Raw genomic sequence first — 17,432 nt, forward strand, 5'->3', positions numbered from 1 at the left:
CATGGATACACCGGACACCCCTATCAGCGTGCTGCTGGTCGACGACCACACGCTGTTCCGCAGCGGCATACGCTCCTTGCTGCAGCGGCACGCCGACTTTGCCGTGGTGGGCGAGGCAGCCGATGGCGTGGAAGGCATTAAGCGGGCGCAGCAGCTCAAGCCGCAGGTGATCCTGCTCGATCTGAACATGCCCGGCATGTCCGGGCTGGAAACGCTGCAGTTGCTACTACAGGACTGTCCTGATAGCGCCGTGGTGATGCTGACTGTGTCGGAAGATGCGGAAGACCTGAGCACAGCCCTGCGCGCCGGCGCCAGCGGCTATCTGCTGAAAAATATCGATACCGATTATCTGACCCGCGCCATCCGCCGCGCCGCGGCCGGCGAAACCGTGGTGGCGGAAGCCATGACGGCCAAGCTGGTAGCTCAGCTGCAGGGTGGTGCAGCACCGGCCACCGCCTCGGAACTGGACAAGCTGACCCCGCGCGAGCGCGAGATTCTCGACTGTCTGGCGCGCGGCGGCAGTAACAAGAGCATCGCCCGCACGCTGGAACTGGCCGAATCCACCGTCAAGATCCATGTGCAGAATGTGCTGAAAAAGCTCAAGCTGAGCAGCCGCGTACAGGCCGCCGTGTACGCAGTGGAGCACCGGCGCCAGAGCGGCGTCTGAGGTAGCAGGGTAGCGGCGTTGCAGGCAGGGCGCCTGCAAATAGCAACGGAGCGCAGAGGCGCTCCGTCAGTGTACTGGCAGGCGGGAATGCGCCTGCCCGGCTGTGACAGCTTTAACCGCCGCAGCAGCCACCGCAGCAGCCGCCGGCCCGTGCATTCTGCGAGGCAGCGGCGTTGGCAGCCACCACTGCAGGGAAACCGGCAGCTTCGAGGCTGACGGTCATGCGCAGTGGCGAGGTGCGGTTTTCATCGAACTGGACGCTGGCGAGGCAGTCGCGCAGGGAGACGCGCACTTCTTCTACGCCGCTGAGTTTGAGCAGGATTTGCGTAATGGTATCGGCACTGCCTTCGTCTTCCATCTGATCGATATTGATTACCGTGGTTTGCATGATTCGTCCTTCTGTGTCATAAAGTTTTATTTGCGACATAAGCCTAAGCGAAACCGCCGGCGCTGGCTATGCGTGCGCCCCATAAAACGGGGAAGAATCTGATTTTCTTGATCTGGATTATCGAACCTGGAGCGCCAGCTACCGTTTTTGGCGATTCCGTCCGACAATGGCAGCCGCATCCGAAACTGAAAACTTGATCATTATGAGCCTGCTCTCCATCGACGAACCTGCTGCAGTGAAACGTACCGGCCATCCTGTCTGGCGTCTGGGCTTCCGTCCGTTCTACCTGTGTGCTGCATTTTTTGCGGCGCTGGCCATACCCCTGTGGATGGCGCAGTACTATGGCTGGATCCCGCAGCTGGCCAGCGTTGCCCTGAATGTGGGCTTTGCCTGGCATATGCACGAGATGGTGTTCGGCATGGGGCTGGCTGTGGTGATCGGCTTTCTCTACACGGCGGCCTATAACTGGACCGGCTTCTGGACGCCGGTGCGGGGCCATCTGGCGGCACTGGTAGCGCTGTGGCTGGCGGGGCGGCTGGGCATGCTGCTGGCGCCGCCCGCAGTGGCCGCGCTGCTGGACTGGCCGTTCATTCCGGCTGCTGCGTGGCCGCTGCTGCAGGTGATGCGCAAGGCTAATAACCGCCGGAACTATTTCCTTGTCGGCATACTGGGCCTGCTGGCGCTCACCAATGCCGTGTTCCATGCCACTGCGCTGGGCTGGAAGGGTTTGCCGCCGGCGGCCCCCATTCATGCGGCCATCTTCCTGATCGTGGTGATCGAAGCCGCCATCGGCACCCGCATCATCCCCATGTTCACCCGTAACGGTGCACCGGGCAGCGATCCGCAGGTACAGCCGCAGCTGGATAAAGTTTCGCTGGGCCTGCTGGTGCTGTCGGCGTGCGGCTGGCTGCTGTCCTTCCCGGCATGGCTGTTCGGACCGCTGGCTCTGCTGGCCGCCGCGCTGATCCTGCTGCGCCTGTGGCGCTGGGATGCACTGGCCACGCTGTCCCGTCCGCTGCTGTGGATCATGCATCTGTCGTACGCATGGATCGCTGCCGGTCTGGTGCTGCTGGCACTGGCGCGCTGGCAGCTGGTCAGTTCCAGCACGGGCTTCCATGCGCTGACGGTGGGCTCCATGGCCGGTCTGATACTGGGCATGATGACCCGCACTACGCTGGGCCATACGGGCCGTCCGCTGGTGGCAGGCCGCGCCGAAACCCTGATTTTTGTGCTGATACAGGCCAGCGCCTTCCTGCGCGTCGCCACGGCATTGGGCTGGGAGACCGAACAGGGGCTGGTGATGCTGCTCGCTGCGTGTTGCTGGACGCTGGGCTTTGCCAGCTATGTGGTGGTGTATCTGCCTTATCTGACGGCGCCGCGTCTTGATGGAAAACCCGGTTAATACGCGAGGTTTTTGATCTGCGTCATAGATTCTTTCGAATGCTAGGGGCATAGTGCCGTCCGAGGAGGAAAGTATCATGGAAGAACGTGGTTGGAATCCGGACATGGCTCTGGGCATACCCCTGTTCGACGAGGCGCATCAGGCGCTGGCCGAGCAGATCGATGTGCTGATGGATGCGTCCGATGCCGATTTTCTGCAAGGTCTGCAGCAGCTGATCGAATGTCTGGAAGAGGATTTCCGGCATGAGGAAGAGCTGATGGAGACGATTAACTACCCGGCCATCCGCCAGCATCGCGAACAGCATGCGCGCGTGCTGGCCAGCCTGCACCAGCTCGACGAGACCGATATTGCTGCGGGCAAGGAAGCGGTCAAACTGGTGCTGCCATGGTTCCACGCCCATCTGGCTACCGCCGATACGGCGCTGGCGCGGGCGCTGCAGGCCGGTGCGGTCTAGTATCCGGCAGCACTGGGTGGTAAATAGTCATAAAGTAGCCACTTAGTAGCCACTTAGTAGCCACTAAGTAGCCACTAAGTAGCCACTAAGTAGCCACTAAGTAGCCACCAAGTAGCTACTAAGCGGCCAGAATGAGCCGTTTTCATGATGCGGTCATAAATGCTGCATAGACTTCCGGGTTTTACACCACCTATCCGGAAAGTCTCATGAAGAACTCGCAGCAAACATTGATCCGCACTGCCATGTCGGCGCAGGTGCTGGCCGCGCTGGCACTGATGTGCGCCTCCGTACAGGCACAGACCCAGACCCCCGCAGCGGATGAGTTGCAGGTGTCGAATACGGCGCTGGACGCAGAAGCCATCAAGAGCCGCGTGGTGATTACCGGCTCCAATGCGGCCAACCGCGCACCCGTACAGTCGGCGCTGAATGCGACCCAGCCGCAGTCCATCATTACCGCGACCTTCATCGAGCAGACCGTTACGCCGCTGGCCGACTTTAACGCTGTAGCGCGCATTGCCCCTAGCGTGAGCGCCGGCATTTCCGCCAATGGCTCCGGTCTGGGCGAATCCAAAGTAGCGCTGCGCGGCTTCCAGGATGGCGAATACAACGTCACCTACGACGGCATTCCGTTTGGCGATACCAATAATCCTACCCACCATTCCACTTCCTACTTCCCGGCCCGCATCATCGGCGGCATGGTGATCGAGCGCGGTCCGGGCAATGCCAGTAATCTGGGGCAGGCCACTTTCGGCGGTTCGATCAATCTGTTTTCCAAAGAGCTGTCGAACGATTTCCGCTTCACGCCTTACCTGACCTACGGCACGTGGAATACCAAGATCCGCGGCGCGGAAATCGATAGCGGCATGCTCGAACGTTTCGGCGATGCGCGCCTGATGTTCAACGCTTCGCGGCTGGAATCGGATGGCTACCAGACCTATAGCGCCGTCAAGGAAGACAATTACCAGTTCAAGCTGCAACTGCCGCTGGGTAAAGACACCTCGCTGACCCTGTTCTCGACCTATAACACCATCCACAGCAATGTGCCGGACAAGGCTGGTGTCACCTTGTCGCAGGTCGCACTGTACGGCAAGAACTACTCGCTCAACGACGACAAGACCAGCCAGAACTACTGGGGTTACAACTACAACGACAAGCGCACCGATTTCGAATACGTGCGCCTGCAGACCAAGCTGGGCGACTGGGCGCTCGATAACACGCTGTACACCTACGCCTATAATAACAACACCATGTCCGGACAGGATGCCAGCGGCGCCACCGCCAACGGCACCAAGGCCGGTGCTGCCGGTAACAAGAATGTGCCGGGCTATAACAAGCTCAATGCCTACCGCGTCAACGGCGACATCATCAAATTCAGCAACCGTCTCGATGCGGGCCTGCTGCGCGCCGGTGTATGGCTGGAAAATTCGGATACCAACCGCCATACCTACGATCTGGACTGGACGCTCAACCTGCCTAATCCGAAAGAGGCGACGGCACCGAAGAATGTCAGCTACGAGCAGCAATCGAGCTGGAAGCAGTATCAGCCTTTCGTCGAATTCGAATGGGCGGTAGCACCGCAGTGGACCGTGACGCCGGGCCTGAAATACGTGAATTTCCAGCGCAAGCTCGATGCCAGCGTGAATCAGGGTACCCGCCTGCCAACTTCGGCCGAGCAGACCTACACTACTACCTTGCCTTTCCTCACTGCCAATTACGCCATCAGCAAGGACTGGTCGGCTTATGCCCAGATCGCGCGTGGCTTCCTCGTGCCCGATCTGTCGATGTTCTATGTGAACAACCCGACGCTGAATACGCCCAAGCCGCAGACTTCCACCAATTACCAGCTTGGTACGGTGCACCAGACGGGCAATCTGACGCTAGACGCCGACCTGTACTACATCGATTTCAATAACAAGATCGCCACCAGTGGTACGGGCAATGAGCAGATCTACTACAACCAGGGCGGCGTGGTGTACAAGGGCATAGAAGGCGCCATCACCTACTATCTGGGCAGCGGCTTCTCGCTGCACGCCAATGGCTCGCTGAACAAGGCCGAAGCCAAGGATACCGGTCTGCAGGTGGCCAAAGTGCCTAAATCGACCACGGCACTGGGCGTGCTGTACAAGCAGGGCGGCCTGTATGGCTCGCTGATCGCCAAGACCAATGGCAGCCAGTACGCCAAGGACGGCGAACCGGCCGCCTACCAGATCGGCGCTTACACCGTGACCGATCTTACGCTGGGTTACCGCTGGCGCGTGGGCGGGCCTTTCGTCAAGGCCGTCAAGCTGCAGGCCGGCGTCAACAATCTGTTCAACAAGCAGGATGTGAGCTCGATTTCAGCCAATAGCAAGGGCGCCGCGTTCGACCAGTACACCTTTGTACCGGAACGTAGCTGGACCGTGTCGCTCAACGCCGACTTCTAGGGAACTGCCATGCGAGTACTGATTTTACGCACGGCGCTGGCCGCCATGGCACTGCTGCATGGCGCTAGCGCGCTGGCGGTGGAGAAACATCACAGCCAGCGAGCGGAGCTGCCGCGCCAGGCCGACCCGGTGGTGTTTTCCTTCGCCACGGTTGGCGATTCGCGCACTGATGCAGCAGTGGCGACGAACGCGCAGGACAAACTCTACCTGCAGAACTCGCGGGCGCTGGCCCGTATCGTGCGCGAAATCAGCCAGCAGCAGCCGCAGGCGCTGTTCTTCAACGGCGACATGATCATGGGCTACACCAGTGATCCGGTCGAGATCGCGCGCCAGTATGCCTACTGGCGCGGCATGATGGCCGGCTTGATGGAGACGGGCACCTATGTGGTGCCCGTGCCGGGCAATCACGAAATGCAGGCCAAGGGCAAGGATGTCAGGGGCCATACCACCAAGATCGCCATGGCCGATAACGAAGCGCAGTGGCGTGCCAGCATGAGCGACCTGATTCTGGACACGGCGCGCTGGCAGGCCGTGACCGGCGTGCCTGCGCTGGCCTTCGATGTGGAGAATACGCCGCAGGCCGGCAGCGCTGACGGCAATAGCACCAGCCAGAAACAGCTCAGCTATTCCTTCGATGCGGCAGACAGCCATTTTGCCGTGATCAATACCGACCCGATAGGCAACGATGGCCACGCCCCCGTGCACTGGCTGGCGCAGGATTTCGAGCGGGCCCGCGCGCGCGGCATGCATCACTTCTTCGTGTTCGGCCACAAGCCTGCCTACACCTACCGCTTCCGTGCCGGCGTGGAGAACGACGGCATGGATATCTTCCCCGGCCATGCCGAAGCATTCTGGCAGGTGATGGAACAGTATGGCGTGACCTATTTCTGCGGCCATCAGCACATCTACAATGCACAGCAGCCCGCGCTGGCTAGCGGCGGCAAGGCATGGCAGGTGATGGTGGGTTCGGGCGGCTCGCCGTTCAGTGCCAAGGAGGGCGATGGCCATGGCCCCACCGACCGTCTATATGCCTGGGCGCTGGTACAGGTGCATGCCAGCGGCAAGGTCAGGGTGACGATACGGGGCTTCGATGCCGACTACGGGCCTAGCCGGACTTTGCGGACGCTGAATTACTAGTCTGGGCAAATATATTTGCTCAATGGTATTCTTGAGCCTTCACTCAAGAGGGCTTTATGTCATTAATAACAAAAAAACTGGTCCAGGCGCTCGCGCTGGGCTGCGCCGCCATGGCCACCGCGCAAGCGGAAGACATCATCAGGATAGGCCATGTGGCGGCGACTTCGGGCGGTATTGCCCATCTGGGCAAGGATAACGAAAACGGCGCCCGCATGGCCGTGGACGAACTCAATGCCAAGGGCGTGCTCATAGGCGGCAAGAAATACCGCATCGTGCTGCAGGCCGAGGACGATGCGGCCGATCCCAAGCAGGGCACGACGGTGGCGCAGAAGCTGGTCGATGCCAAAGTGCAGGGCGTGATCGGCCACGAAACCTCGGGCACCACCATTCCCGCTTCGCGCATCTATCACGATGCCGGCATTCCGCAGATTTCGCCGTCGGCCAGCGCCATCCAGTACACGCGCCAGCGCTACAACACCACCTTCCGTAACGTGGCCAACGACGAGCAGCTGGGCGCCGCCCTGGCGCGCTACGCCATGCAGACCATGAAGGCCCAGCGTATCGCCGTGATCGATGACCGTACCGCTTACGGCAAGGGTCTGGCCGACGAATTCATCAAGAACGTCAAGCGGCAGGGCGCGGCCACCGGCAGCAGCATCGTCAACACCCAGTTCACCACCGACAAGGCAACCGACTTCAATGCGATTCTGACGGCGGTAAAAGCCAGCAAGCCCGATCTGATTTTCTTCGGCGGCATGGATGCCGTTTCGGGCCCCATGCTGCGCCAGATGAAGCAGCTCGGCATGCCGCTGCGCTTCATGGGCGGTGACGGCATGTGCTCCGATGGCGTACCCCGTCTGGCGGGCGAAGCGCTGGCCGATGATCAGGTGATCTGCGCCGAAGCGGGCGGCGTCGAGCCCTCGCAGGAAAAAGGCATGGCCGATTTCCGCGTGGCCTACCGCAAGAAGTTCGGCATCGATGTGCAGACTTATGCGCCGTATGCCTACGATGCGCTGATGACGATGGTGGAAGCGATGCAGAAGGCCGGTTCGCCTGATCCGGCGAAATACCTGCCGGTGCTGGCCAAGAGCACCCACAAGGGCGTAACGGGGAATATCACCTTCGATGCGCGCGGCGATGTGCAGGATGGCGTGCTGACCATCTTCACTTTCCGCGGTGGCAAGCGGGTCAAACTGGCAGTCGTCAAGTAGGCCGCGTGCAGGCCACGGCCTGCGCTGCATAAACAAAGCCGGTTGCGCTGGGTATCGCCACCGGCTTTTTTATTGGGATCTGAACTAACCCTGTGGCGGCGGGCCACCGTAGCCGGGGCCCCCTGGCCCCCCTTGCGGCGGGCCCATACGCGGTTCGTGCTGCTCGCTGTTTTCCTTGTTCGGGCCGCCGAAGCGGTAAGACAGGCCCAGATAGAACACGCGGCCATCGAATCGGCGGGTATTGGTTTCGCGCAGAGTATCGCTGTCCACCACGGTCTGCATCTTGTTGGTGTTGAACAGATCGGTCACCGTGGCCAGCATGCTCAGGCGCGGCGTCAGCATCTGCCGTACGCTCAGATTGAAGGTCTCGTTGGGCGAGCGGTAGCCCTGGCCGGACAGCATCTTGCCCTGCATCTGCAGCGCCATCTGTATCTGCGTGGCGGCACTGTAGGCATAGTTGAGGCGCACGCGGCCACTGAGCGAATTGGCCGTGCGGGTAGTGAGCAGGCCCTGATCGTTGAACGAGGTCTGCTGCATGCGCATCAGATTGCCGCTAGTGTTGAGGGTCAGTTCGGGCGTGAGCTTGCCGCTCATGGTGAATTCCAGCCCGCTGGAGTGGCTGCCTTCGCCATTGCGGCGCGTGGTCAGCAGCACGTTATTGGCCAGCAGCGTGCGGTAATCGACGATGGCGTCGGTGTCGCGCCGGTAGTAGCTGCGCAGATTGGTTTCCAGACCCATCAGCTTGGTTTCATAGCCCAGTTCGAAGGAATCCGTCTTGGTCGGCTTTAACTGGGGATTACCGGAGGTGACGTTAAATTCGTCGCGGTACACCACATACGGATTGAGGTCGCTGGCAGTGGGCCGGCGTATCCGGCGCGCGTAGGCGAAACGCAGGGTGGATGCTTCGCTCAGCTTGTAGGTAGCAAAAAGGCTGGGCATGAAGTTCAGGTAGTTATTGCTGGCCTCGACATTGCTGGTGTACTGGTGGATGTCGAGCGCCGTGTGCTCGCTGCGCAGGCCGGCCAGCACGCCCCAGTCGTCGTTCAGGCGCAGCTGGTAGGAGCCGTACAGTGCGACCACGGTCTCCTCCAGCTGGTAGTGATTGCTGCGCGCCGGATTGAGCGTGACCAGCGAAGTGTAGGGATTGATGTCGGTGTATGCGGTTTCGGCGTCGTTGGTGTTGGTGGCGATCTTGTAACCGGCCTTGGCGCTGCCGCCCCACAGCGGGCGCTCGTAGTCGCCGGTAAAATCGACGATGCGTATGCTGCTGTTGTTGTGCTGGGTAGCGCGCGTGTCCGGCAGATTGCCGCTGGCATAGGTGTTGGCGTAATGGTTGTCGCTCTCGTTTTCCGAGGCGGAGACGCGCAGGTCTATTTTCAGCGTTTCGTTAGGCAGCTCGCCCTTGTGATCGTAGCGCGTACCCCAGCCGAAGTTGCGTGCATCGCCCTGACGCTGGGTGGCGCGCACGTAATCGGTGAGTGGCAGCAGCGCCGTGGCGCCGTTGATATAGTGATCCGTCGCGTGCTGGTCGTTAGTGCGGGCGTTGACATTGGCGCTGGCCGTGTAGGTGTCGGTGGCGCTGGCGTTGTAGTTGACGCTGGTGTTGGCGCCGGCCATGTCATTCAGGCCTACACCGGTGGAGCGCTGGCTGCTGTGCACCCAGTTGCCGCGGCTGTCGAGGCTGTCGCGTTCGTCGTCGCCGGTGGAATTGCGGCCGTCATGGCGCACATGCACGCCGCCTTGCACCCCCCATGCACCTTCGTTGTAGCTGCCGGAAAAGGCGCTGTTGTAGCGGCCTGCCACACCGGCGTTGGCGTTGAGGCTGGCGTAGCCGCCCGCTTTGCGGTTGCGCCGCATGACCAGATTCAGGATGGGACCGCCGCCCGCTTCGTTGCCGAACTGGGCGCCGGGATTGTTGATCACTTCCACCGATTCGATATCGTCGGCCTGCATGGCGTTGAGCGTGGCGCCGCGGTTCTCGCCCTGCAGCATGGCGGATGGTTTGCCGTCCACCAGTATCTGCACATTGGTGCTGCCGCGCAGGGTGACCGTACCATCGGGATCGACGTTAACGGAAGGGACGTTGTTGAGGGCATCGGCGGCAGTGCCGTTGGTGCTGCTGACGTCGGACTTCACATCGTAGACCTGGCGGTCGATGCGGTTGGTCGGGCGTTCAGCCGCCACTTCTACGACCGGAGTGACCGTGCTGCTGACGATAGGCTTGGCGGAACTGGGCTTAGTGGCAGGCGGATTGGCCGGCGTAGCGGCGGTCTGTGCTAGTGCAGCCAGCGGGCTGGCCAGACAGGCACTGAGTAGGATTTTTTGCATGAGACTAGGGTGGAAGACTAGGTTGCAGCGGCGGTATGGCGTGCTGAAAGTCTGGCAATTCTAACGCCATGCAAACAAGAATTATTGTTATTTACAATACTTTACTTGCGCAACACTGGCTTAATCTTCCTCGGGGGGCGAGGTCAGGTAGTCGGCAATTTTGATGGCGCAATCGGCCGGCATGGAAAGAAAATAGGCGTCGTTGCGGTAACGTCCGTGGCTACCGATGTGGGCGCTGTGCAGCACGGTTAGCGCCACATGGTTGACAAGGCTGCAGCCGGGGAAGCTGAAATGCAGCACATAATTTTCCCCCACCGGCATGGCGTGGTCGCTCAGAAAGGCGACGCCATGACGCGAGATGTCAATGATTTGCGTGATAGCGTTGTGCTGCCCATCCATGTCGGACAGATGGGCATCCACTTGCAGCAGGCGCTTGACGTGTTCTCGTCGGGGGTCCATAGGCCGGGCCGGGGTTAAAAACCACAGTATGCCAGAAGCCGGACGTGCCGACGAGAAACAGCGCAATGCTCAGGCGAGGGCCGGCACTTCCGTCAGCGGCATGCCTGCCGCCAGCTGATCCAGCGCCTCGCGCGACTGCACCACAAAACCGCGCTGGCCCAGCGAAATCCAGCCGTTACGCTTGAGCAGGCTCAGGGTGCGGCTGACGGTGGCCGGGGTCAGCCCCAGATAGTCGCTGATTTCCTGACGCGACATGGGCAGCGCGGCGTGGTTTTCCTCGGACGGATAGTCTGGCGCCTTGCCGGCCCGCTGGAGCAGGAAGAGCACGATGCGCTGGCAGGCGCCGGCACTGCGCAGCGTGGCCGCAGCGATCTGCTGGCGCTCGATTTCGCGGCTTAGCATGGCGCTGAACAGATCGCAGCTATACGGCTCGCGGTCCATCAGTTCGGCCAGCTGGCGGTAGGGCACCAGATCGAGTTCGCAATCGGTCAGGGCCAGTGCCGAGGCATGGCGTTCCGGTTCGCCTATGGTATCGACCCCCAGCCAGTCACCGGGCTGGACGAAATCGATGATGCGTTCCACCCCATCGGGACATTGCTGGTAGAGCTTGATATGGCCGCTACGCACGTAGTACAGCTCGCCATTTGCCGCGTCATGCATCTGGAACAGATGCTCGCCGCGTGCAAGGGCCAGCGGACTACCCAGCTGACATTGGGCGAGTTCGAGATCCATCATGCTGCCGCCAGCATAGCTTGGTCCTGCTGCAACTGCGGCGGCGGCTCGTGGCCGAAAGCCATGGTGCGCAGGGCGCTCATATCGAGCAGTTTCACATCGCGGCGGCACAGTTCGAACAGGGCGCGCTGCTTAAATTGCAGCAGCAGGCGGCTCACACACTCGGCGGTTACGCCCAGATAGCTGGCGATATCGCAACGCGACATCGGCAGGCGGAATTCTTCTGGCTGGTAACCATAGGTGGCCTGACGTTCGGACAGGGTCAGCAGCAGATCGGCCATACGCTGTTCCGCTTGCGTGTTGCGCAGCATCAGTGCAGCACGCTGCTCGCGGCGCATTTCGCGCGCCAGCAGGGCGTGCAGGTGGGCCCGCATTACGGGACGGCGACGGCCTTCGAAGGCATGACGGTTCCAGCTGATGCTGCATACCACGCTGTCTTCCAGTGCGACCACGCTGTTGGCGTACTCGAGCTGGTCGAGCGCATCGAGGCCGATGAAATCGGGTGCCAGTGCAAAGCCGATCACATGGGCGTCGGCATCGCTGTCGGGTGTCGACGGGCCGCGCACGACTTTGAAGCTGCCGGAGCGGATGTGATAAATCTGGTCACCCACCGCCGAGCCTGCTTCGTACAGGCTGGTGTGCCGTTCGATGCGGATGCGGTGGCTGGTGGTCTGGCTGCCGGCTGCTGCGCCGACACACTGGGTGCGCTGGCTGCAGACGCTGCAGTTGTTCTGTTCGATGGAGTTTGCCATGTCGTTCTTTTACTATTGGTACGATGAAGAGATGGTATTGAAGCAGGTCATTCATTTCCTTGATGCAGATCAAAAATGAAAAGATTTGCTGTGGTTGATCTACATCAATTATTTTTTTGTCGGAAATCTGTACTCTTCGTCCACTGTTATTAAGTACCAAAAAGGATTTCCATGATAAACGTGGCGCAGGCACGGGCCACTGTTGCAAAAGCCGAGAACGAACTGTGTGAAGTTTTCTCCGGAGCGACGCTCGATGCACTACCTGAACAGATAGCCTTGCTGGGGCGCGGCGGCGTGATGCTGGACGCGAACGCCGCGTGGCGTAATGCCGTGCATGCAGGACGCCATCCGGCCGAACACGCCCACCGTGCCGGCGTGGAGGCCGTGTTGTCGGGCAAAGTGCCGGCCTATCACACGGAATATGCGAGCCCGGAGGGCGATGCCCATTACAGCGTGTCGGTACTGCCGCTCGATGGCAATGCTGCACTGACCATCCACCGCGATATCACCACGCAGCGCAAGGCGGAAGCCGCGCTGCGCGTGGCCGCTACGGCGTTCGAAGCGGCGCAGGGCATGATGGTGAGCGACGCGCAGGGCCGCATCCTGCACGTCAATCAGGCATTTACCCAGATTACCGGCTATAGCGCCGACGAGATCGTTGGCAAGACGCCGAACATCCTCAGCTCCGGCCGCCATACGGCCGAGTTCTATCAGCATATGTGGCAGCAGATTGCGCGTGAAGGCAACTGGGAAGGCGAGATCTGGAACCGGCGCAAGGACGGCGAAATCTATCCCGAACATCTGAGCATTACGGCGGTGCGCGACCAGCATGGACAGATCAGCAACTACGTGGCAGCGCTGACCGATATCACCCTGAGCAAGGCAGCCAATGACGAAATCCGCAGTCTGGCCTTCTATGATCCGCTGACCCATCTGCCGAACCGGCGTTTGCTGCTCGACCGCCTGCGCCATGTGGTGGCCAGCAGCACGCGGCATGACCGCTACGGCGCGCTGATGTTCATCGATCTCGATAACTTCAAGACCCTCAATGACACCATGGGCCACAACGTCGGCGACCAGCTGCTGCAGCAGGTGGCCGAGCGGCTGCAGTGCTGCCTGCGCAAAGGCGACACGGTAGCGCGGCTGGGCGGCGATGAATTCGTCGTGCTGGTGGAGGGCCTGAGCAGCAACGCGCGCGCGGCCGCCAGCGAGACCGAGGCGCTGGGTTCGAAAATCCTGTCCTCGCTGAACCGCCCCTACATGCTGGGCACGCACCGCTGCCGCAGCACGCCCAGCATAGGTGCGACCTTATTCCATTGCGGCGAATCGCCGCTGCCGGACGATCTGCTGATGCAGGCCGACATCGCCATGTATCAGGCCAAGCAGGCCGGCCGCAACGGCATGCGCTTCTTCGACCGGCAGATGCAGGAACGCATCAGCGCGCGGGCCCGGCTGGAGGGCGATCTGCGCCAGGCCATCGAGCGCCAGCAGTTCGAGCTGCACTACCAGATACAGGTCGATGAATGCGGCTTGCCCCGCGCGGCGGAAGGCTTGCTGCGCTGGCGGCGTGAAGACGGCAGTCTGGTGTCGCCGACGGAATTCATTGCGCTAGCCGAGGAAACCGGGCTGATACTGCCGATCGGCCACTGGGTGCTGGAGACAGCCTGCGCCCAGCTGCAGGCATGGCAGGCAGATGCGGAAATGGAGCCGCTGATCCTGTCGGTCAATGTCAGTGCTACGCAGTTCCGCCAGCCCGATTTCTGCGATGAAGTGCTGCGACTGGTTGCCCATTACGGTATTCTGCCCTGCCGCCTGAAGCTGGAGCTGACCGAGGGACTGTTGCTCGACCTGGTGGAACCGACCATCGTCAGCATGCGCCGCCTGCGCGATGTGGGCGTGCGTTTTTCGCTCGATGATTTCGGCACAGGCTATTCCTCCCTGCAGTATCTGAAGCGCCTGCCGCTCAATCAGCTCAAGATCGACCAGTCGTTTGTGCGCGATCTGGTCAGCGATGCCAGCGATCAGGCCATCGTGCAGACCATCATTGCCATGGCGGCCAGCCTGCAGCTCGACGTGATCGCCGAGGGTGTGGAATACGAAGCACAGCGCGACAAGCTGGAAGAGATGGGCTGTCTGCGCTATCAGGGTTATCTGTTCGGCCGCGCCGTACCCGAAGCGCAGTTGCGGGCTTGGGTGCATGCGGCACGTACCATCTGCGCACTGCATTGAGACGAGCGGTCAGCGCCCAAGCCCCAAGCCCCAAAGTAAAAGCGGACACGTGATGAACGTGTCCGCTGTTTGCGCTGTTTGCGCCTATTGTTTTACAGGTCGTAGCGCAGTTCGGCGATGAAGGTGCGCTGCGGATAGGGGTGGAAGTTCCAGTACTGGTAGTTGTTCAGATTGTCCACGCCCACGGCGGCACTCCAGCGCTGGTCGATGCGATAGCGTGCGCGCAGATCGGTGGTGAAGTACTTGCTGGCCCCCATGTAGGCGTAGCCGTTCGGATCGCTGTTATCGAGCGTGGAGAACTGGCGGCCGCTGTAGCGTGCGGCGTAGCTGACCGAGAGCTTGTCGGTGAAGTCATAGCTGACCACTGCGGTGGCACGCCATTCCGGAATGCGCGGCTGCCATTTGCCCACGCTGGCCGGGAATTTGTCGTTGCTGACGATGCGGGAATCCGTCCACGTGACGCTGCCGTTCAGGTTCAGGCCCTGACGCCAGACGTTATCCTGCGTGTAGGACAGTTCCAGACCTTTGGTGTGGATGCGGTCCACGTTCTGGATGGTGCTGACGGTAGAACCGGCCAGCACATTGACCTGCGAATACAGCGAGTCGCGCGTGCGTTCGCCGAACGCCGTCAGGCGCAGCCAGCCATCTTCCAGTTTGCGGTCGGCCGTCAGCTCGCCCGTGTACGATTTTTCCGCCTTCAGAGCGGGATCGTTGTTGATCAGCTGACCTGAAGCATTGACGCCGCCCTGATACAGTTCCGACACGGTCGGCATGCGCACCGCGCGGCCCAGCGACGCCTTGATCACCCAGTCCTGCGTGGCCTGATAGGCCAGGGCGAATTTGGGCGACAGATAGTTCTCGCTGCGTTCGGCATGGTAGGCCGTCTTGCTGGCGCTCGATGTTGCGCCGTCGTGCGCATTCCAGTGTTCGTAGCGCAGGCCCAGCACGGTCTTCCAGTCGGTGGCAAACTTCCAGCTGTCCTGTGCGTACAGGCTGTTGGTTTCGGTTTTGCCGGCGAAGGCGGAATTGCGGGCGCCGGCAGCGCCGTTGATCCAGTCGCTGGTGGCATTTTCGATAGTGGCCAGCTTGTAGGCTTCGCGCTGGTAGCCGAAGTCCACCACATGGAAGTGGCCGGCGCGCCAGGTGCCCTTGGCCGCGAGCGTATTCCAGCCGGTGCCATCCTGGCTGACCATGCGGCCCGCGCCGCCGTTAAGCGCGGCCGGATAGGCCAGCGCAGTCGGCGCGCGCAGCTGGTCCTTGTCGTAGTCGTACAGGCTGGCGGCCAGTTCCCAGGTAAATTCCCCTTTGCCATGCGATTTCAGCGACAGGCCATGCATGATGTGCTGCAGCGATTCATTCGACATATTGAAGTCGGTGTTGCTGATGCTGTAGGCCTTGCCGGCTATGCTGACATTGCCGCTGTAGACGGGCTGGCCGCTGCTGTCGCGCAGATAGCTATCGGGACGGCCTTTGGAGTCGTTATGCCACAGGCCGAAAGTGTAGCTGGCGCGCAGCGTGGGGCTGAAATCATAGGCCAGCTTGGCTTTGAACTGATCCTGCAGCGTGTGGTACTGGGTGGCGGTGCCCAGCAGCAGCCATGGTTTGTTGGCGCGGTCGTAGCCGGGTATCGCGCCCGTCACCACCGTCGCGCCCTGGGCGGCGGCTGTGCTGCTGATGGCTTTGTTAGGGAAGGTCAGCGGCTGGCCATCGCTATCGGTATGGCTGTAGTCCACCAGCCAGGCCCAGTTGCCGCTACGGTCGCCAACGGTGATGCTGCCTAGCTTGCCCTGATACGCGCCGTCCGAGTGATACATGCGGAAGGGCTGGTGGGTGGCCGTCAGCTTGGCATGTACTTCCAACTGGGTGGGCATGCGGGTGACGTAGTCCACCACGGCGCCCACCGAGTTGCCGCCATAGGCCGCCGAGAACGGGCCGTACAGCACGTCCACCCGTTCGATCAGTTCGGGCGACACCATGCCCCAGCGCGGCGCAAACGTGGCGCCGTTGCCGAGGTAGTTGGACAGCAGGATGCCATCGCTATACACCATGGAACGGGCGCTGTTGCCGGTGCCGGAAGCACGGGTGGACAGCACGGCGTGGTTGTAGTCGCCGATGTAGCGCTTGCGCACCAGCAGGCTGGGCATGTATTTCAGCGCATCTTCGGCATCGGTGGCGTTGATGCAGCGTTCGATATCGGCGTGGGAAATGCCTTCGAAGGTCGTGGGTATCTGGGTCGGCAGCGAAGTGGGGCGGCTGCCTTCGATGATGACGGTGCCGATCTGGCGCAGAGGAGCGTCCTGTGCGCTGGCGAGTTGGTTGTATAGACTGAAGGCGGCCAGCAATGCCAGCGCCAGAGGCGTGCGTAAGGTATTCATAGTACTTCCTGATGGGTGTGTGAGCAGTCCTCCGCACTGCTGCGGTCGTGGACTGGTGCTGTAGGACGATCAGGAAAGTACGGGCGGCCCGCGTGCCAGACCGTGCTGCCAGGACAGGTGCGGCACGGGTGCCAGCGTGGTCTGGGCGTGGTAGAGGTCGTGGCCGCCGATGACGGCGATGCCGAACCCAGCATCCGGCAGCAGCGCATGGCTGCCGCCGTGCGGCAGGCAGTAGGCACAGGCGGCAAGATCGCCGGCCGGTGCTTTGCCGCTGCCATCGGTGACGCAGATGCTGCCGGCGGCAAACTGTAGGTCGGCCGCCAGCGTGCGGCTGACGGTGGGCGCAACGGTGCCGAACAGGATGGCCAGCAGGGCTATCCACAAATACAGCGTTCGGCGTTGTGCAGTCATAAACATGCAGCGATTATAACCAGTGATTCCCTGTTGCTTACAGTCAAATCTGCAAGACCCTGAAAAAACGATGATATTTGTTAAATTTTAGAAGTAACTTTGGCGTGCCCTGCTGGGCAGCCAAGGCGGCATAGGTAGCACAGGCAGCAGCGGCCTAGTGCAGGTGGCGGGGGCGGGCGGGAGGCTGGCTGCGGGCGTGTGCCAGTTGCTGCTGGACCAGACGGTGCCACGCGCGGGCCCAGCGTTCGGCCAGTGCCGATTCTTCCGCATCGCGGGCATAAAGGATGCGCTGCACAGCCATTTGCTGGCGTTGCAGGGCATATTGCGCGGATTGCAGGCAGATCATGGCGGCTGACGGAACTGAAAGGCAGGACAGGCCTATTTTGCTCCCTACGGCAGTGGCTGTATGTGCGCGCCTTCACTTAGGAAGCAACTTTTCCGGCCGCTACCGCGCCCGGCTGCGG

General features: G+C 61.4%; 15 protein-coding genes. 7 read left to right on the forward strand and 8 right to left on the reverse strand.

Annotated elements, in window-relative coordinates; genetic code table 11:
• The first annotated feature begins 1 nt into the window (after window position 1).
• Window positions 2-667: a response regulator gene (locus GTP27_RS09230; RefSeq protein ID WP_161038898.1), complete on the forward strand. Its 666-nt coding sequence runs from the start codon at window positions 2-4 to the stop codon at window positions 665-667.
• Between the two features lie 112 nt (window positions 668-779).
• Here the strand turns inward: GTP27_RS09230 and GTP27_RS09235 are convergent, their stop codons facing one another.
• Complete coding sequence (locus tag GTP27_RS09235) at window positions 780-1,055, reverse strand: heavy-metal-associated domain-containing protein (RefSeq protein WP_202416655.1); 276 nt, start codon at window positions 1,053-1,055, stop codon at window positions 780-782.
• 202 nt (window positions 1,056-1,257) lie between these two features.
• Between GTP27_RS09235 and GTP27_RS09240 the strand changes: the two genes are divergently transcribed.
• The 5 genes from GTP27_RS09240 to GTP27_RS09260 all read left to right on the forward strand — a co-directional run bounded on the left by GTP27_RS09240 (window position 1,258) and on the right by GTP27_RS09260 (window position 7,682).
• Complete coding sequence (locus GTP27_RS09240; protein WP_161038899.1) at window positions 1,258-2,457, forward strand: NnrS family protein; 1,200 nt, start codon at window positions 1,258-1,260, stop codon at window positions 2,455-2,457.
• Between the two features lie 76 nt (window positions 2,458-2,533).
• Entirely contained in the window at window positions 2,534-2,911 is a 378-nt protein-coding gene (locus GTP27_RS09245; protein WP_161038900.1) for a bacteriohemerythrin, read from the forward strand.
• 206 nt (window positions 2,912-3,117) lie between these two features.
• Window positions 3,118-5,334, forward strand: a complete 2,217-nt coding sequence (locus GTP27_RS09250; protein ID WP_161038901.1) for a TonB-dependent receptor — start codon at window positions 3,118-3,120, stop codon at window positions 5,332-5,334.
• A gap of 9 nt (window positions 5,335-5,343) precedes the next feature.
• A complete protein-coding gene (locus tag GTP27_RS09255) occupies window positions 5,344-6,471 on the forward strand; it encodes a metallophosphoesterase family protein (RefSeq protein ID WP_161038902.1) in 1,128 nt (375 codons plus the stop codon).
• A gap of 56 nt (window positions 6,472-6,527) precedes the next feature.
• A complete protein-coding gene (locus GTP27_RS09260; RefSeq protein ID WP_161038903.1) occupies window positions 6,528-7,682 on the forward strand; it encodes a branched-chain amino acid ABC transporter substrate-binding protein in 1,155 nt (384 codons plus the stop codon).
• 84 nt (window positions 7,683-7,766) lie between these two features.
• On the opposite strand, the gene GTP27_RS09265 is transcribed toward GTP27_RS09260, so the two are convergent.
• From GTP27_RS09265 to GTP27_RS09280, 4 genes are all read right to left on the reverse strand, one after another.
• Entirely contained in the window at window positions 7,767-10,010 is a 2,244-nt protein-coding gene (locus tag GTP27_RS09265) for an outer membrane beta-barrel family protein (protein WP_161038904.1), read from the reverse strand.
• A gap of 120 nt (window positions 10,011-10,130) precedes the next feature.
• A complete protein-coding gene (locus tag GTP27_RS09270; protein WP_161038905.1) occupies window positions 10,131-10,469 on the reverse strand; it encodes a PilZ domain-containing protein in 339 nt (112 codons plus the stop codon).
• Window positions 10,470-10,538: 69 nt separating this feature from the next.
• Window positions 10,539-11,204, reverse strand: coding sequence for a Crp/Fnr family transcriptional regulator (locus tag GTP27_RS09275; protein ID WP_161038906.1), 666 nt, complete (start codon window positions 11,202-11,204; stop codon window positions 10,539-10,541).
• Window positions 11,201-11,953, reverse strand: coding sequence for a Crp/Fnr family transcriptional regulator (locus GTP27_RS09280; RefSeq protein WP_161038907.1), 753 nt, complete (start codon window positions 11,951-11,953; stop codon window positions 11,201-11,203). The genes GTP27_RS09275 and GTP27_RS09280 overlap by 4 nt, the downstream gene beginning before the upstream one ends.
• Before the next feature lie 171 nt (window positions 11,954-12,124).
• On the opposite strand from GTP27_RS09280, the gene GTP27_RS09285 reads away from it, so the two are divergent.
• Entirely contained in the window at window positions 12,125-14,182 is a 2,058-nt protein-coding gene (locus tag GTP27_RS09285) for a putative bifunctional diguanylate cyclase/phosphodiesterase (protein WP_161038908.1), read from the forward strand.
• Window positions 14,183-14,274: 92 nt separating this feature from the next.
• On the opposite strand, the gene GTP27_RS09290 is transcribed toward GTP27_RS09285, so the two are convergent.
• The 3 genes from GTP27_RS09290 to GTP27_RS09300 all read right to left on the reverse strand — a co-directional run bounded on the left by GTP27_RS09290 (window position 14,275) and on the right by GTP27_RS09300 (window position 17,314).
• Entirely contained in the window at window positions 14,275-16,557 is a 2,283-nt protein-coding gene (locus tag GTP27_RS09290) for a TonB-dependent receptor (protein ID WP_161038909.1), read from the reverse strand.
• Window positions 16,558-16,626: 69 nt separating this feature from the next.
• Complete coding sequence (locus tag GTP27_RS09295; protein WP_161038910.1) at window positions 16,627-16,968, reverse strand: DUF2946 family protein; 342 nt, start codon at window positions 16,966-16,968, stop codon at window positions 16,627-16,629.
• Between the two features lie 154 nt (window positions 16,969-17,122).
• Window positions 17,123-17,314 (reverse strand): hypothetical protein, encoded by a 192-nt coding sequence (locus tag GTP27_RS09300; RefSeq protein ID WP_161038911.1) that lies wholly within the window; start codon window positions 17,312-17,314, stop codon window positions 17,123-17,125.
• Window positions 17,315-17,432 lie beyond the last annotated feature (118 nt).

Origin of the sequence: Duganella qianjiadongensis (assembly GCF_009857915.1) — a bacterium.
In the GTDB taxonomy this organism is placed as follows: Bacteria; Pseudomonadota; Gammaproteobacteria; order Burkholderiales; family Burkholderiaceae_D; genus Rugamonas; species Rugamonas qianjiadongensis.

What these genes read in the sequence shown, in the direction of transcription:
- GTP27_RS09230 (WP_161038898.1), top strand. Translation starts at nt 2, where the DNA reads ATGGATACACCGGACACCCCTATCAGCGTGCTGCTGGTCGACGACCAC.
- GTP27_RS09235 (WP_202416655.1), bottom strand. Translation starts at nt 1,055, where the DNA reads ATGCAAACCACGGTAATCAATATCGATCAGATGGAAGACGAAGGCAGT.
- GTP27_RS09240 (WP_161038899.1), top strand. Translation starts at nt 1,258, where the DNA reads ATGAGCCTGCTCTCCATCGACGAACCTGCTGCAGTGAAACGTACCGGC.
- GTP27_RS09245 (WP_161038900.1), top strand. Translation starts at nt 2,534, where the DNA reads ATGGAAGAACGTGGTTGGAATCCGGACATGGCTCTGGGCATACCCCTG.
- GTP27_RS09250 (WP_161038901.1), top strand. Translation starts at nt 3,118, where the DNA reads ATGAAGAACTCGCAGCAAACATTGATCCGCACTGCCATGTCGGCGCAG.
- GTP27_RS09255 (WP_161038902.1), top strand. Translation starts at nt 5,344, where the DNA reads ATGCGAGTACTGATTTTACGCACGGCGCTGGCCGCCATGGCACTGCTG.
- GTP27_RS09260 (WP_161038903.1), top strand. Translation starts at nt 6,528, where the DNA reads ATGTCATTAATAACAAAAAAACTGGTCCAGGCGCTCGCGCTGGGCTGC.
- GTP27_RS09265 (WP_161038904.1), bottom strand. Translation starts at nt 10,010, where the DNA reads ATGCAAAAAATCCTACTCAGTGCCTGTCTGGCCAGCCCGCTGGCTGCA.
- GTP27_RS09270 (WP_161038905.1), bottom strand. Translation starts at nt 10,469, where the DNA reads ATGGACCCCCGACGAGAACACGTCAAGCGCCTGCTGCAAGTGGATGCC.
- GTP27_RS09275 (WP_161038906.1), bottom strand. Translation starts at nt 11,204, where the DNA reads ATGATGGATCTCGAACTCGCCCAATGTCAGCTGGGTAGTCCGCTGGCC.
- GTP27_RS09280 (WP_161038907.1), bottom strand. Translation starts at nt 11,953, where the DNA reads ATGGCAAACTCCATCGAACAGAACAACTGCAGCGTCTGCAGCCAGCGC.
- GTP27_RS09285 (WP_161038908.1), top strand. Translation starts at nt 12,125, where the DNA reads ATGATAAACGTGGCGCAGGCACGGGCCACTGTTGCAAAAGCCGAGAAC.
- GTP27_RS09290 (WP_161038909.1), bottom strand. Translation starts at nt 16,557, where the DNA reads ATGAATACCTTACGCACGCCTCTGGCGCTGGCATTGCTGGCCGCCTTC.
- GTP27_RS09295 (WP_161038910.1), bottom strand. Translation starts at nt 16,968, where the DNA reads ATGACTGCACAACGCCGAACGCTGTATTTGTGGATAGCCCTGCTGGCC.
- GTP27_RS09300 (WP_161038911.1), bottom strand. Translation starts at nt 17,314, where the DNA reads ATGATCTGCCTGCAATCCGCGCAATATGCCCTGCAACGCCAGCAAATG.